This window comes from Sphingomonas sp. SUN019, from assembly GCF_024758705.1.
In the GTDB taxonomy this organism is placed as follows: Bacteria; Pseudomonadota; Alphaproteobacteria; order Sphingomonadales; family Sphingomonadaceae; genus Sphingomonas.
In genome coordinates this window covers 3,648,243-3,660,771 of sequence record NZ_CP096971.1, presented here as the reverse complement: position 1 = coordinate 3,660,771, position 12,529 = coordinate 3,648,243, and the positions used below count along the sequence as shown (strand labels likewise).

Here is a 12,529-nt window from a genome sequence, read left to right as displayed (position 1 = left end):
CCGTTCAGATCATCACCAGCCGGTCGGCTTTCCCTTGTTCTGCTGGTCAAGCCACGTCTTCAGCGGCGCGAAATAGTTCACCAACGCCTTGCCCGACATCTCGCGCGTACCGGTGAACGCCTCCAGCGCGTCGGGCCATGGCTTCGACATGCCCATTTCGAGCATCGTGTTCAGCTTCGCGCCGACCGCCTTGTTGCCGTAGAACGAACAGCGGTGGAGCGGCCCCTTCCATCCCGCCTGACGGCACGCCGCCTCGTAGAACTGGAATTGCAGCACGCGCGCCAGGAAATAGCGGGCGTAGGGCGTGCTGCCCGGCACATGGTTCTTCGCGCCCGGATCGAACCGCGTCTCGTCGCGTTTCACCGGGGGCACGACGCCCTGATACTTCAGCCGCAGCGCATCCCACCCGGCCTGATATTGGCCGGTCGGGATCGATCCGTCGAACACGCCCCAGCGCCATTTGTCGATCAGCAGCCCGAACGGCAGGAACGCGACCTTGTCCATCGCCTGCCGCAGCAGCAGCCCGATGTCCTTGTCCGCACTCGGCACCTTGGCGGGGTCGAGCAGGTTGATCTTAACCAGATAGTCGGGCGTGATTGATAGCGCGACGAAATCGCCGATCGCCTCATGGAAACCGTCGTTCGCGCCGTTCAGGTACAGATACGACTGCTTGTTGTAAGCGCGCTGATAGTAATTGTGGCCGAGTTCGTGGTGGATCGTTACGAAATCGTCGCCGTTCACCTTCGTGCACATCTTGATCCGCAGATCCTCGACATTGTCGACGTCCCACGCGCTTGCATGGCATTGTACTTCGCGATCGCGCGGCTTGGTAATCTGCGACCGTTCCCAGAACGTCGGTGGCAACGGTGCAAAGCCGAGCGAGGAGTAAAAACCTTCGCCGGTTTTCACCATCTTGATCGGGTCATAACCCTTGGCGACCAACAATTCGCCGGTGTCGAAGCCCAGATCGCCCGCGCCCTTCGGCGCGACGACGTCGTAGATGTTGCCCCATTCCTGCGCCCACATGTTGCCGAGCAGATCGGCGCGGATCGGGCCGGTCTTCGCCTGCACCGCATCGCCGTATTTCTCGTTCAATTTCCAGCGCACGAACGTGTGGAGCGATTTGTACAGCGGCTCGACCTCGGCCCAGATCTTGTCCGTAAGCTGCGCAAATTCGGCCGGCGGCATGTCGTAGTTCGACCGCCACATCGCGCCGAGATCGGCATAGCCAAGTTCCTTCGCGCCCTCGTTCGAAATCGCAGTCATCTTCGCATAGTCCGCGCGCATCGGCGCGCCGACCTGGTCGTGCCAGCTAACCCACATCTCCTTGGTCTTGTTCGGGTCACGTTCGGCGCCCATCGCGGCCTCGATATCCGATCCGCTGATCGGCTGGCCGTTCAGCGTGCCCTTGCCCTTGCCGTAGGCGGACTGGAGCTTGGTCGAGACCGTCGCCAACTCGCTCGCCGCCCCCGCGCGGGTCGGCGCAGGCAGGACGATGCCGGCGCGCAGGATGTCCAGCTTGCGCTTGGTGTCCGGCGACAGCCCCGGCGCGGTCGCGTATTTCGCGGCCTCGACCGCATACTTCACCGCCATCTCGGTCAGTTTCGCGCCGCTCGTCGCGGCCAACGCGTCGGTATCGTCGGTAATGTAGGTCGCGTTGACCCAGGCGGTGCGCGCGCCATCGACCGATTCGCGCGCCATCGTCGCCTCGGCCTCCGTGATGAAGGCGTCGGCCTGCGCCGCGGTCGGCTTGGCCGGCGCGGCGATCTGCGCGATGGCGGGAACAGCGGAAATGGCCGCGGCGAGCGCGGCGAGCGAAATGGCGTTGCGGATCATGGCTACCCTTGGTGTATCGTTATGCCGATACACTGGAACCGCCGCCCGGCCCGGTCAAGCGGCGAGAAAATCCGCCATCGCCTGACCCAGCTCGGGTTTCACCACCGCGCTCATATGCCCGCCCGGCACCTCGACATAGCGCGCATTCGGCAGCGCATCGGCCAGCGCCGCTGCCGACCCGTTGTCGTCGTCGTCCGCGCCGTTGACGCACAAAGTCGGCCAGTCGAACGCTTCGATCTCGGTCAGCGGCGTGCTCACAAACGTCTCGATGATGCCCAGCAGTGCGACCGGATCGCCGCCGGTCGTCTTCAGGAACGCCTCCGCCAGCCATTCCGGACTGCCGCGTTCATGGCTCCCGAGATTGGTGAGGATATTGCGGAAATGCCCGGCGCGCCGATCCGCGCCGGTCAGCCCTTCCAGCCCCATGCCGGAAAAGATCACCTTCCCCGGCGTCGCGCCCGTCGCCAGCATCCGCGACGTCGTGCGCGCGCCGAGCGAATAGCCGCCGAGATCATAGTCGGTCAGCCCGAGATGCGCGATCAGCGCGTGCCCGTCCTTCGTCAGCGCATCGGGCGGATAGGCAGCCGCGTCGTGCGGCTTCGCGCTTTCACCGTGCGCGCGCAGGTCCGGCATGATGACGCGGAAGCCCTTCGCGGCGATGGCGGCGGCGTGGCCGAATTTGATCCAGTTGGTCTCCGCGTCGGAGAAAAAGCCGTGCAGCAGGACGACCGCCCGGCCCGCCCCCATTTCGCGCCATGCCAGCCGCGTGCCGTCGAAACTGTCGAAATATTCAATCGGGCCGACCACCAGCCTTCTCCCATCGTTCGTTCAGCGGCGCATAGGTGTCGCTGCGCTGTTCGGGCAAGCCGCGTGTGTCCAGCCATGCCTCGTGCCGGCTCTCGACGCCAAAATGGCTGGTCGGTTTGAACCGCGCCGGATCGTCGAAGCTGCCGACCGTCAGATCCAGTTTGTCCGAACCCTCGTCGAATTCGAAGGTGAGCGGCGTTCCGCACGCCGAGCAGAATCCGCGCCGGGCGAATGGCGAGGAGCGATAGCGATCGGGTTCACGTTCCCACGCCACGTCCGCGCGCTTCACGTTCTTGAACGCGATCGACACCCCGCCGGTGGCGCGCTGGCACATGCGGCAATGGCATAGATACGCGTCGTCGCTGTCGATCTTCACCGTGTAGCGGATGCGGCCGCACTGACAGCCGCCGGTCATATTGCTCATCACTGCTCTCCCGATTGCAGAAATGACATTCGTCGTCTCGATCTTCGCATGAGACAGCTATTCCAATATATAAGCACACTCATTATATGCGCAGCCATGAGCGACAGTTTTGGATTTTTGTTGAGCGACGTATCGCGCCTGATGCGGCGTCGTTTCGATGAGCGGGCGCGGACGATCGGCGCGACGCGTGCGCAATGGCGCGCGCTGACCTCGATCAGCCGTAACGAGGGAATCAACCAGGGCGGTCTGGCCGACCTGCTGGAGGTGGAGCCGATCACGCTGTGCCGCATGGTCGATCGGCTTGAGGAAGCCGGGCTGGTCGAGCGGCGGCGCGATCCGAATGATCGCCGCGCATGGCAGCTTTTCCTGCTCCCGAAATCGCATCCGATCCTCGAATCGCTGCGCGGGATGGCGGACGAACTGTTCGTCGGCGCGCTTGACGGTCTTTCTTCCCGCGATCAGGCTCATCTGAGCGCGTCATTGTCGCGCATCCGCGAAAATCTGCTCGACCTTCCCGAACCGCGGGAGGCCGCGCATGGCTGACGCCGATCCGCGCCGCGATTTCGTCGCCGAAGAAGAACTCGGCATCCCGAGCGCGCCGCCAGAAACTCGGCCGAAACGCCGATGGGACCGGCTGGCGCTGATGATCAGCGTGCCATTGCTGCTCGCATTGGTCGCCGGCTATTTCTGGCTGACCTCGGGCCGCTTCATTTCCACCGACAATGCGTACGTCCAGCAAGACATGATCTCGATCAGCCCCGACGTGTCGGGCCGCATCGTCGAGGTCAACGTACGCGAGAACCAGCGGGTGAAGGCGGGCGACGTGCTGTTCCGTATCGATTCGCGCCCGTATCAGATCGCGCTCGATCAAGCGAATGCGTCGCTGTCCGCGGCGCGCGTGGAGGTCTCGACCATGGCGACCGACGCCGGCGGCGCGGCGGCGGACATCGCCAGCGCGCAGGCCGACATCCGGCTCGCGCAGGTGACCTATGACCGGCAGGACGCGTTGATGCAGCGCGGTTTCACGACACGCGCGGCGGTGGATGCAGCGACGCAACAGGTCGCCGCGGCCCGGTCACGCCTTTCCAGTGCGCAGGCCGATGCGGCGAAGGCGCGCCAGCAGGTCGGCAGCGGCAATGGCTCGGGCACCCCCGCCGCGATCCAGTCCGCGCTGGCGCAGCGCGAGAAGGCCGCGTTCGACCTCGAACGCACGACCGTTCGCGCGACCAAGGACGGCATCGTCAGCCAGACCAGCCGCCTGCAGGTGGGCAACATCACCCCCAGCGGCGTCCCCGCGCTCAGCCTGGTCGTTAGCCAGCAGCCGTGGGTGGAGGCGAACTACAAGGAAACCGACCTCGATCACATGCGCGTCGGACAACCCGCGACGATCGAACTCGACGCCTATCCAGATATGAAGGTGCGCGGCCGTGTGCAGTCGATCGGCGCGGGCACGGGCAGCGAATTCTCGGTCCTCCCGGCGCAGAACGCCAACGGCAATTGGGTGAAGGTGACTCAGCGCGTGCCGGTGCGGATCGCGATCGAAGGCAATCCGCCGCGGCAGATGATCGCCGGGCTGAGCGCCGACGTGTCGATCGACGTCCAGTCGCGCTGATGGCCAGCGCCGCGCAAACGCCCAGGATCGGCTCGGGCGCTGGCCCGATCACGCCGGCCGAGGGCAAGCCTTTGCTCGCGACGACGAACCGCGGGCTGCTGACGGTTGGCGTGATGGGTGCGATGATCATGCAGATCCTCGACACCACGATCGCCAACGTCGCGCTGCCGCATATGCAGACCAGCCTGGGCGCGACGGTCGACACCGTGACGTGGGTGCTGACCAGCTATATCGTCGCGACCGCGATCGCGCTGCCCGCGACCGGCTGGCTTTCCGAACGCCTGGGATCGCGCAACCTGTTCCTGATCGCGACCGGCGGCTTCGTCATCGCATCGATGCTGTGCGGCATCGCGACCAGCCTGGAGGAGATGGTCGCGTTCCGCATCCTGCAGGGCGTGTTCGCCGCCTTCATCAACCCGCTGTCGCAGACCGCGATGCTCGATATCAACCCGCCCGAACGCGCCGCGAAGGCGATGAGCGTGTGGGGCATGGGCGTGATGGTCGGCCCGATCATGGGTCCGGTGATCGGCGGCTGGCTGACCGAGAGCTATAACTGGCGCTGGGTTTTCTACGTGAACGTCCCCGTCGGCATCGCAACCTTCGCGATCCTGTGGTTCCTGTTGCCGTCGCGGCCGAAGGCGAAACGGTCGTTCGACTATGCCGGGTTCGTCTATCTCGGCGTGGCGGTCGCGGCGTTCCAGCTGATGCTCGACCGCGGGCAGAGCGAGGATTGGTTCGCCAGCTGGGAGATCATCATCGAAGGGCTGGTCGCGGTGGGCGCGGCATGGCTGGCGGTGATCCATTTCGTCACCGCGCGTGCGCCATTGTTCGACCGGCACCTGTTCCGGAACCGCAATCTGGTGATGGGGATGATCTTCATGGTCGTCGTCGGCATCTCGACGATGGCGCCGATGGCGCTGCTGCCGCCGATGCTGCAGCAATTGTTCGGTTATCCCGTGATCGACACCGGGCTGATGATGGCCCCGCGCGGCGTGGGCGTGCTGTTTACGATGTGGCTGGCGGGGCAGTTGATGGGGAAGGTCGACACGCGGATCGTGATCGTCGTGGGCCTCATCATCTTCGCCGCGTCGCTGCGCATGATGGCGAACTATTCGCTGGAGATGGATTACTGGCCGGTAGTGGTCAGCGGCTTCATCCAGGGCCTCGGCATGGGGCTGGTGTTCATGCCGCTGAACAGCCTGGCCTTCGCGACGCTGGAGGGCAAATACCGTACCGACGGCGCAAGCCTGCTCAACCTGATGCGCTCGATCGGACAGTCGGCGGGCATCTCGATGGTGACCGTCCTGCTCGCGCGCAACATCCAGACCAGCCATGCCGACCTTGTCCAGCACGTCACCGCGAACACGATCCCCGCGATGGATTTGGGTGCGCTAGACCGCTTTGGCTCACTGTCCGACGCGGCGATGATGGCGGCCGACGGCATGATCAATCAGCAGGCCGCGATGATCGCCTATATCGACGATTTCTATCTTATGGCGTGGATATCGATCGCGGTCGTGCCGCTGGTGCTGCTGCTGAAGAAGCCGAAGGGCAAGATAGAGGTCGTGCACGCGGAATAGGGAGGGTCGCTACTTGAGCAGTTCCACTTGCGTTGCGTATCCGGCGGCAATCGCACGACGCACGAATTTCTCGTCATGGGTGACGACCAGAGCATCGTGCCGTATCGCCAGCGCGAGATACAGGCAGTCGTACACCGCGTGTTGCAACTGCAAGGACAGCGCAAACGCTTCGTCGATCAGGTCGAGCGACGCCGCCGTCTCCGTAAGATAACTGTCCACTGCTGCCAGCGCCATGGTCGCGACCTGCGCGGGCAGACCGTCGGTACGGACTTTTTTCGACAACGCGGACGCCACCTCAAGTCGTACCCAGTCAGGTGCCAGTCGATCGGTCTCTTTGCTGATGCGCGCTAAGGCGGCGTCGGCCCCCGGCTCGCGCGTTATCAGTTTTACGGCAACCGTCGCATCGATGACGATCATCGATCGTCGCGCATCGACCGAATGTACGAGGTGCTGTCCACTACCGCGGCGCTTTCCGGCGTCATCGCCCACAATCGCTGCGACAATTCGGCGAGTTCCTCCACGGACGGCCTGTTCTTGGGGCGGCCTTGCGCCAACGCTGCGCGCAGTTCCGCCTCAAGCGAGCGACCATTGTTCTTCGCCGCCCGACGATAGTCGGTCAGCAACGCATCATCCAGATTGCGGATAAGAACCTGTCCCATGATCGAATGATAGCATCATGCTATCACAGCCTCAAGCCGCCTTCTTCAGATGCCGCCGCCCCAGCAGCTCCGCGATCTGCACCGCGTTCAGCGCCGCGCCCTTGCGGAGATTATCGGATACGCACCACAGGTTCAGGCCGTTCTCGACGGTCGAATCCTCGCGCACGCGGCTGATGAAGGTCGCGTAATCGCCGACGCATTCCACGGGCGTCACGTATCCGCCGTCCTCGCGCTTGTCGATCAGCATGACGCCGGGCGCTTCGCGCAGGATATTCTGCGCCTGCTCGGCCGAGATTTCGTCCTCGAATTCGATGTTGATCGCTTCGGAATGGCCGACGAAGACGGGGACGCGCACGCACGTCGCGGTTACCTTGATCTTCGGGTCTAGGATCTTCTTCGTCTCGACCACCATCTTCCATTCCTCCTTGGTCGAACCGTCGTCCAGGAAACTGTCGATGTGCGGGATCACGTTGAACGCGATCTGCTTGGTGAATTTCTGCGCGACCGCGGGATCTCCGACGAAGATGTTGCGGCTTTGTTCGAACAGCTCGTCCATCCCCTGTTTCCCCGCGCCCGATACCGATTGATAGGTCGCGACGACGACGCGCTTGATCCGCGCGACGTCATGCAGCGGCTTCAGCGCGACGACCATCTGCGCGGTCGAGCAATTCGGGTTCGCGATGATGTTGCGCTTCGTATAGCCGCTGATCGCCTCCGGATTCACCTCGGGCACGATCAGCGGCACGTCGGGGTCCATGCGGTAGAGCGACGAATTGTCGATCACGGTGCAGCCCGCCTTCGCAAACTTCGGCGCGTAAACCGCGGTCGCCTCGCTGCCGATCGCGAACAGCGCCATGTCCCAGCCCGTGGGATCGAAATGCTCGATGTTCTGAACCTTGAGCATCTTGCCCGTTTCGCCATATTCGATCTGCTCGCCCTGGCTGCGCGAGCTGGCGACCAGCGCGATCTCGTCGGCGGGAAATTCGCGTTCGGCCAGGATGTTGACCATCTCGCGCCCGACATTGCCCGTCGCGCCCGCGACCACGATCCGGTAACCCATTTCGACGTTCCTCATTGCGGTATCCGGCGCGCCCATAAACCGGGCGCGCCGCGTGCGCTACATAGCTTTACTTGGGCTACTTGTCCTTCACGTGGCGGTCGAGGAAATCGAGGATCGTGGTCCACGGATGCACGTCCTTCCCCGCGCCATGCGTCTTGCCGGGGTAGAACATCATTTCGAACGGCACGTTCTTCGCCTGCAGTTCCGCCGCCACCGCGGTCGAATTGTCGAGGAAGACGTTGTCGTCGGCCATGCCGTGCATCAGCAGCAGCGGATCCTTGATCTTGCCCGCGTCCGCCACCGCGCCCGATCCGGCATAGGCTTTCGCGTCCCTCTTCGGATCGCCCATATAGCGTTCGGTGTAGTGCGTATCGTACAGCGCCCAGTCGGTCACCGGCGCGCCCGATACCGCCGCGGCATAGACGCCGGGGTTCTTCTCCAGCATCTTCAGCGACATATAGCCGCCATAGGACCAACCATAGGTCGCGATCTTACCAGCGTCGACGAACGGCAGCGTCTTCAGATACTTCGCACCCGCAAGCTGATCCTCGACCTCGACCGATCCCATGGCGCGGAAAATCTGGTCCTCGAACGCCTTGCCGCGATTGTACGATCCGCGATTGTCGATCTGGAAGAATATCCAACCGCGATCGACCAGATATTGCGGCAACGCTCCCTGCCAGCCGCGCGTCACTTGTTGTCCGGTGCCGGGGCCGCCGTAATGCTGGAAGAATACGGGGTATTTCTTGCCCGCCACCAATGGCGGCGTAATCATCTCCCAATGCAAGGTCGATCCGTCCGCCGCCTTGGTCGTACCAAACTGCGTCGTCCGGTGGCTGGCGAGATATGGTGCATAGGGATGGCCAGCGACCACCGCATTCTCGTTGATCCAGTTCAGCCGCTTACCGCTGGTATCGGCGAGGTACGCTTGCGCCGGTTGCCTGGGATTCGACCGGGTGACGATCATCCGTGACGCCGCGCCGTCCATCCGCGCGCTATTGGTCCAGCCGCGTTCGGTCAGGCGTGTCAGCACGTTCGGTCGGGCGATATCGAGCGCATAGACGTGGCTTTCGAGTACGTCGTCCTTCAGCCCGCTCAGATAGATGCGGCCCTGCGCCTCGTCGACGCCGACCAGATCGGTGACGACCCAGGGCCCCTTGGTCAGCTGTGTCCAGCGGCTGTCGGCGTAGCGGTACAGATGACTGTAGCCATCGCGCTCCGAATTCCAAATCAGGCTGCCGTCGCGCAGGAAGCGGTAGTTGCTGGTGAGGTTTAGCCAGCTCTTCGCGCCCGCTTTCTCGGTGAAAACCACGTGCGTCGTGCCGGTAGCGAGGTCCACCTTCAGCATATCGAGCGTGCGCTGGTCGCGGCTCTGCCGCTGGACGTAGAGCGACCCGTCGGGCGCCCAGTCGACCCGCGCGAGATAGATGTCGCGGTTCGCGCCGAGATCGACCTTCACCTGTCCACTGCCGTCGGGGCGCATGACATAGAGGTCGACCAGCACGTTGGGCGTGCCCGCCGCGGGATAGCGCTGATCGTACAGCTTCGTCCCCGTCGCGCCGATCGCGGCGCGGGTAAACACCTTCACCGGCGCTTCGTCGAAACGCTCGACCGCGACGTGCGCGTCATCGGGCGACCACCAGTAACCCGTGCGGCGATCCATTTCCTCCTGCGCGACGAATTCCGCCTCGCCGAAATGGACCGTCCCGCCGCCGTCCTTGGTCAGCGCGCGCGGGGCGCCGCCGCCGAGCGGCTGAACCCAAAGGTTCTGATCGCGGACGAAGCTGACGAAGCCACCGCGCGGGGAGATTGCTGGGTTGAGCGCGTCCTTCGCTTCCAGCTTCCGCGCCGTGCCGTCGAGTCCGGCGAGATAGAGGTCTCCGTCGAGCGGGACGAGGATCGATTTCCCGTCGGGCGACCAGTCGTACTGCACGATCCCGGTCTTGCCGGTCAGCGATCGATCGCGCTCGCGCTGCATCTTCTCCGCCTCGGACAATTCCGCGCCGCTGCCGATCTTCTTCGAGTCGAGCAGCATCCGTGACATGCCGGTGCGCGTGTCGAGCGCCCACAGGTCGAACCGCGCCTTCTCGTCATCCCGGTTGCGCACCGACGTGATCAGCGTCCCGTTGGGCGACAGTTTCAGCGACTGCGGCTGCGCACCGGCCAGATCGGGACTGCCGAAGATGCGCTCCAGCGTCAGCGCCGCGGGTTTTTGCTCAGCGGCCAACGCGGGCGTTCCGAACAGCAAAGCCACATTTGCAACCCCGACCAACCATGCACGCATCCGTCTCTCCGGTGGAACCTTCGCGGCCGACCCGCCGCGCGTGCGGAGGGCTTAGCGGGTGGCGGGGCGGGCGGGAAGGCGGGTTGCGACCGGGGACGGGAGCGGCGCGGAAGGTTAGGGTAAGGTTAGGCCAAAAACGCTTTCGGCGCTTTTCAAAAGTCACGATAAGTTCACGCCAACGCACGCGGTTTGGGGGCGGGTTGGCAGGGACAGTCCGTTCATCAAAGTTCACACAAGTTCACACGAAACTAGCCGCCGGCATCAGGTCGCACCGGCGCGGGATGGGCGCGATGCACGCCGGCCCAGCCTCGACGAACGCGGCTCAAAATTGGCCAGGGTTCTGGCGGATTGCGCCGCGAATGTTGAGAATGTTGAGACGCTGACGCAATTTTCGTCGCGAATGTCGAGAACAGCGATTGGCGCGCTGCAGCGGGATGGATCGGCGAAGTCAAAGAGCGGCGGGCAATCAGAAAGCCGTAGCAGATCGACATCGTGTAGGAAAATGCAGCGACGGCTTCCGTCCACTCCCCGCCATTCAACCAATCAACGCGACACGCCGAAAGTCCCGTTTCTCCGTGTCCCATCGGCAGTTTTGGGAAAACGCAATCGGGAACATTTTTTAGGAACGTGGTGCGATCGGCGGTAGTCCGGCGACCTTCCCCGATGCGCTTTCCCGCTGAACGTTCCCAATCGGGAACGCTGCGGGGCAGGAAGCGGTCGTTTGCGTTATTGTCAGCGGGCCAGCACAGGCTGCTTCGACAGAGACTTCTCAGCCTCGTTTCGAGACGGGAAAATCCTAATTTCTCCGGATCGCGGCTGCGAATTGGAGCCACATTCGTTGGCGAGGTCATCAAAGAGTTTCTTGCCGATCGCAACAACCCTATCCAGTTTAGTCACGGCATGCGGCGGTAGGCGAGCGCGGAAGCGCTGATTGCGGTTGAGTTTAACCTCTACATCGCACCATGGATTGGGTACCGTGACCATGGTGCATGTCATTGCAACCGGGCTTCGATTGATGACACCTTGGAAGTAGGTTTCGTCATCGGCATAAGAGCCACCTCTCGCTTGCGCGGCATTCAACAGGGCGCTGGCGGACGCGATGGGCTTGACCTTGCCCTGCCTGTTCATGGGGGTTTGCCATTCCCACATGCCGTCCCCTCCGTATCGAGCTGGAAAGCCAAAAGAGACGCGCCGACTTTCATCAACACCCTCGGGCGCGCGCTCGTCCGTTTTAGGATCATCAAGATAGCTGAGAGGTATAGCCAAAGGGTCGTTGAAACCGCCCGGCACGACCTCAAACGGTTTCGACAACTCTATGTATCGACCACATGCCGCATACCTGTGGCGTGGATAGCCGCTCCAAGTGACGCTGGTTGGATCACCATTCGCCGGAACGACATAGCCGTTGGTTCTCTGTTCGTCAGGTCGCGTATCACCACAGCCGACGAGGAAAAGGAAGAGAAGGGGGAGAAGGGGGAGAAGGGGGAGAAGGGGGAGAAGGGGGAGAAGGGGGAGCGAACGCATAGCTGCCGTCTACACCAACATTCAACGGGTGCCGATCGCCGCCAAGCGGCACGCCTCTGCAAATCCCGAAATTGGATTACTTCTGGGACGAATAGGCCGCTAAATCTGCCCCGCCGCTACCAGTCGGCCCAGCAAGGCGTTCACGCGGGTCTGCCATCCGGGCCCGCTCCCACGCAGATGCTCGACCGTCGCGGCGTCCAAGCGGATTTTGACTTCCACTTTCGGCGTTTCCAGCCTCGGCCGACCGCGCCGGGAAGGCGTCATGCCAGCCATGAACGCAGCATCCAGCGGCGGGTTGTCGTCGTGAATTTCGGGATCAAACTTGGCCATAATAGAACCTCCCCTCGTGCTTTTCAGCGGGGCGCAGGCTGACGGCACGCACCGCATTTTTGTGAGAGCCTTCGGTGAACACCAGCACATGCAATCGATCACCGATCAGACCAAGGGCCACGAACCGGATCTCTCCGTAATCGAAGCGGTCGTCCTCGCGCTCCAACGCCGTATCCCACTCGAACCCTTCCGCCGCCGCCAGCGACATGCCGTGCTTGGCGGCATTGGCGCGATCCTTGGCAGGGTCGAACTCGATCTCCATAGATTCTGTACACCCGTTTTAATGGCGCTGACAATGATTATTGTGCACCCGTAAATCGGGTACGCGTCCCAATTTCTAGGTCGGTTCACGACCGACAGGCAGCGCGTTAAGGGATTCCCAGAACACCATCCTTTTCGGGAAAGCCCGTTAC

Annotated in this window: 13 protein-coding genes; 3 read left to right on the top strand and 10 right to left on the bottom strand. The window is 63.1% G+C overall.

From position 1 onward, the window contains the following. Positions 1-12: 12 nt before the first annotated feature. Genes M0208_RS17740 through M0208_RS17730 form a run of 3 tightly spaced genes read right to left on the bottom strand, consistent with a single transcriptional unit; the run spans position 13 to position 3,070 of the window. Complete coding sequence (locus tag M0208_RS17740; protein ID WP_258892990.1) at positions 13-1,836, bottom strand: M2 family metallopeptidase; 1,824 nt, start codon at positions 1,834-1,836, stop codon at positions 13-15. A 54-nt stretch (positions 1,837-1,890) separates the two neighbouring features. After that, positions 1,891-2,583, bottom strand: a complete 693-nt coding sequence (locus M0208_RS17735; RefSeq protein WP_258893302.1) for an alpha/beta fold hydrolase — start codon at positions 2,581-2,583, stop codon at positions 1,891-1,893. Between the two features lie 43 nt (positions 2,584-2,626). Then, complete coding sequence (locus M0208_RS17730; protein ID WP_258892989.1) at positions 2,627-3,070, bottom strand: GFA family protein; 444 nt, start codon at positions 3,068-3,070, stop codon at positions 2,627-2,629. Between the two features lie 93 nt (positions 3,071-3,163). Between M0208_RS17730 and M0208_RS17725 the strand changes: the two genes are divergently transcribed. The 3 genes from M0208_RS17725 to M0208_RS17715 are packed head-to-tail and all read left to right on the top strand — an operon-like array spanning position 3,164 to position 6,259. Beyond that, entirely contained in the window at positions 3,164-3,610 is a 447-nt protein-coding gene (locus tag M0208_RS17725) for a MarR family winged helix-turn-helix transcriptional regulator (RefSeq protein WP_258892988.1), read from the top strand. Continuing rightward, on the top strand, positions 3,603-4,679 hold the full coding sequence (locus tag M0208_RS17720) for an HlyD family secretion protein (RefSeq protein ID WP_258892987.1): 1,077 nt from the start codon (positions 3,603-3,605) through the stop codon (positions 4,677-4,679). Before M0208_RS17725 ends, M0208_RS17720 begins: the two co-directional genes overlap by 8 nt. Beyond that, positions 4,679-6,259, top strand: a complete 1,581-nt coding sequence (locus tag M0208_RS17715) for a DHA2 family efflux MFS transporter permease subunit (protein ID WP_258892986.1) — start codon at positions 4,679-4,681, stop codon at positions 6,257-6,259. The genes M0208_RS17720 and M0208_RS17715 overlap by 1 nt, the downstream gene beginning before the upstream one ends. A gap of 9 nt (positions 6,260-6,268) precedes the next feature. On the opposite strand, the gene M0208_RS17710 is transcribed toward M0208_RS17715, so the two are convergent. The 7 genes from M0208_RS17710 to M0208_RS17680 all read right to left on the bottom strand — a co-directional run bounded on the left by M0208_RS17710 (position 6,269) and on the right by M0208_RS17680 (position 12,378). Continuing rightward, positions 6,269-6,676, bottom strand: a complete 408-nt coding sequence (locus M0208_RS17710; protein ID WP_258892985.1) for a type II toxin-antitoxin system VapC family toxin — start codon at positions 6,674-6,676, stop codon at positions 6,269-6,271. Further along, positions 6,673-6,918, bottom strand: coding sequence for a FitA-like ribbon-helix-helix domain-containing protein (locus M0208_RS17705; protein WP_258892983.1), 246 nt, complete (start codon positions 6,916-6,918; stop codon positions 6,673-6,675). Before M0208_RS17705 ends, M0208_RS17710 begins: the two co-directional genes overlap by 4 nt. A gap of 31 nt (positions 6,919-6,949) precedes the next feature. Beyond that, on the bottom strand, positions 6,950-7,978 hold the full coding sequence (locus tag M0208_RS17700; RefSeq protein WP_258893301.1) for an aspartate-semialdehyde dehydrogenase: 1,029 nt from the start codon (positions 7,976-7,978) through the stop codon (positions 6,950-6,952). A gap of 76 nt (positions 7,979-8,054) precedes the next feature. Beyond that, a complete protein-coding gene (locus tag M0208_RS17695; protein ID WP_258892982.1) occupies positions 8,055-10,262 on the bottom strand; it encodes a S9 family peptidase in 2,208 nt (735 codons plus the stop codon). 732 nt (positions 10,263-10,994) lie between these two features. Next, positions 10,995-11,573 (bottom strand): hypothetical protein, encoded by a 579-nt coding sequence (locus M0208_RS17690; RefSeq protein WP_258892981.1) that lies wholly within the window; start codon positions 11,571-11,573, stop codon positions 10,995-10,997. A 312-nt stretch (positions 11,574-11,885) separates the two neighbouring features. Next, positions 11,886-12,116 (bottom strand): BrnA antitoxin family protein, encoded by a 231-nt coding sequence (locus tag M0208_RS17685; RefSeq protein WP_258892980.1) that lies wholly within the window; start codon positions 12,114-12,116, stop codon positions 11,886-11,888. Next, positions 12,103-12,378, bottom strand: coding sequence for a BrnT family toxin (locus tag M0208_RS17680; protein WP_258892979.1), 276 nt, complete (start codon positions 12,376-12,378; stop codon positions 12,103-12,105). The genes M0208_RS17685 and M0208_RS17680 overlap by 14 nt, the downstream gene beginning before the upstream one ends. Between the last annotated feature and the right edge of the window lie 151 nt (positions 12,379-12,529).

Bases quoted from the DNA above. Each gene is read 5' to 3' on its own strand.
- M0208_RS17740 (WP_258892990.1), bottom strand. From the start codon at position 1,836: ATGATCCGCAACGCCATTTCGCTCGCCGCGCTCGCCGCGGCCATTTCC.
- M0208_RS17735 (WP_258893302.1), bottom strand. From the start codon at position 2,583: ATGGGGGCGGGCCGGGCGGTCGTCCTGCTGCACGGCTTTTTCTCCGAC.
- M0208_RS17725 (WP_258892988.1), top strand. From the start codon at position 3,164: ATGAGCGACAGTTTTGGATTTTTGTTGAGCGACGTATCGCGCCTGATG.
- M0208_RS17720 (WP_258892987.1), top strand. From the start codon at position 3,603: ATGGCTGACGCCGATCCGCGCCGCGATTTCGTCGCCGAAGAAGAACTC.
- M0208_RS17715 (WP_258892986.1), top strand. From the start codon at position 4,679: ATGGCCAGCGCCGCGCAAACGCCCAGGATCGGCTCGGGCGCTGGCCCG.
- M0208_RS17710 (WP_258892985.1), bottom strand. From the start codon at position 6,676: ATGATCGTCATCGATGCGACGGTTGCCGTAAAACTGATAACGCGCGAG.
- M0208_RS17705 (WP_258892983.1), bottom strand. From the start codon at position 6,918: ATGGGACAGGTTCTTATCCGCAATCTGGATGATGCGTTGCTGACCGAC.
- M0208_RS17700 (WP_258893301.1), bottom strand. From the start codon at position 7,978: ATGGGTTACCGGATCGTGGTCGCGGGCGCGACGGGCAATGTCGGGCGC.
- M0208_RS17695 (WP_258892982.1), bottom strand. From the start codon at position 10,262: ATGCGTGCATGGTTGGTCGGGGTTGCAAATGTGGCTTTGCTGTTCGGA.
- M0208_RS17685 (WP_258892980.1), bottom strand. From the start codon at position 12,116: ATGGCCAAGTTTGATCCCGAAATTCACGACGACAACCCGCCGCTGGAT.
- M0208_RS17680 (WP_258892979.1), bottom strand. From the start codon at position 12,378: ATGGAGATCGAGTTCGACCCTGCCAAGGATCGCGCCAATGCCGCCAAG.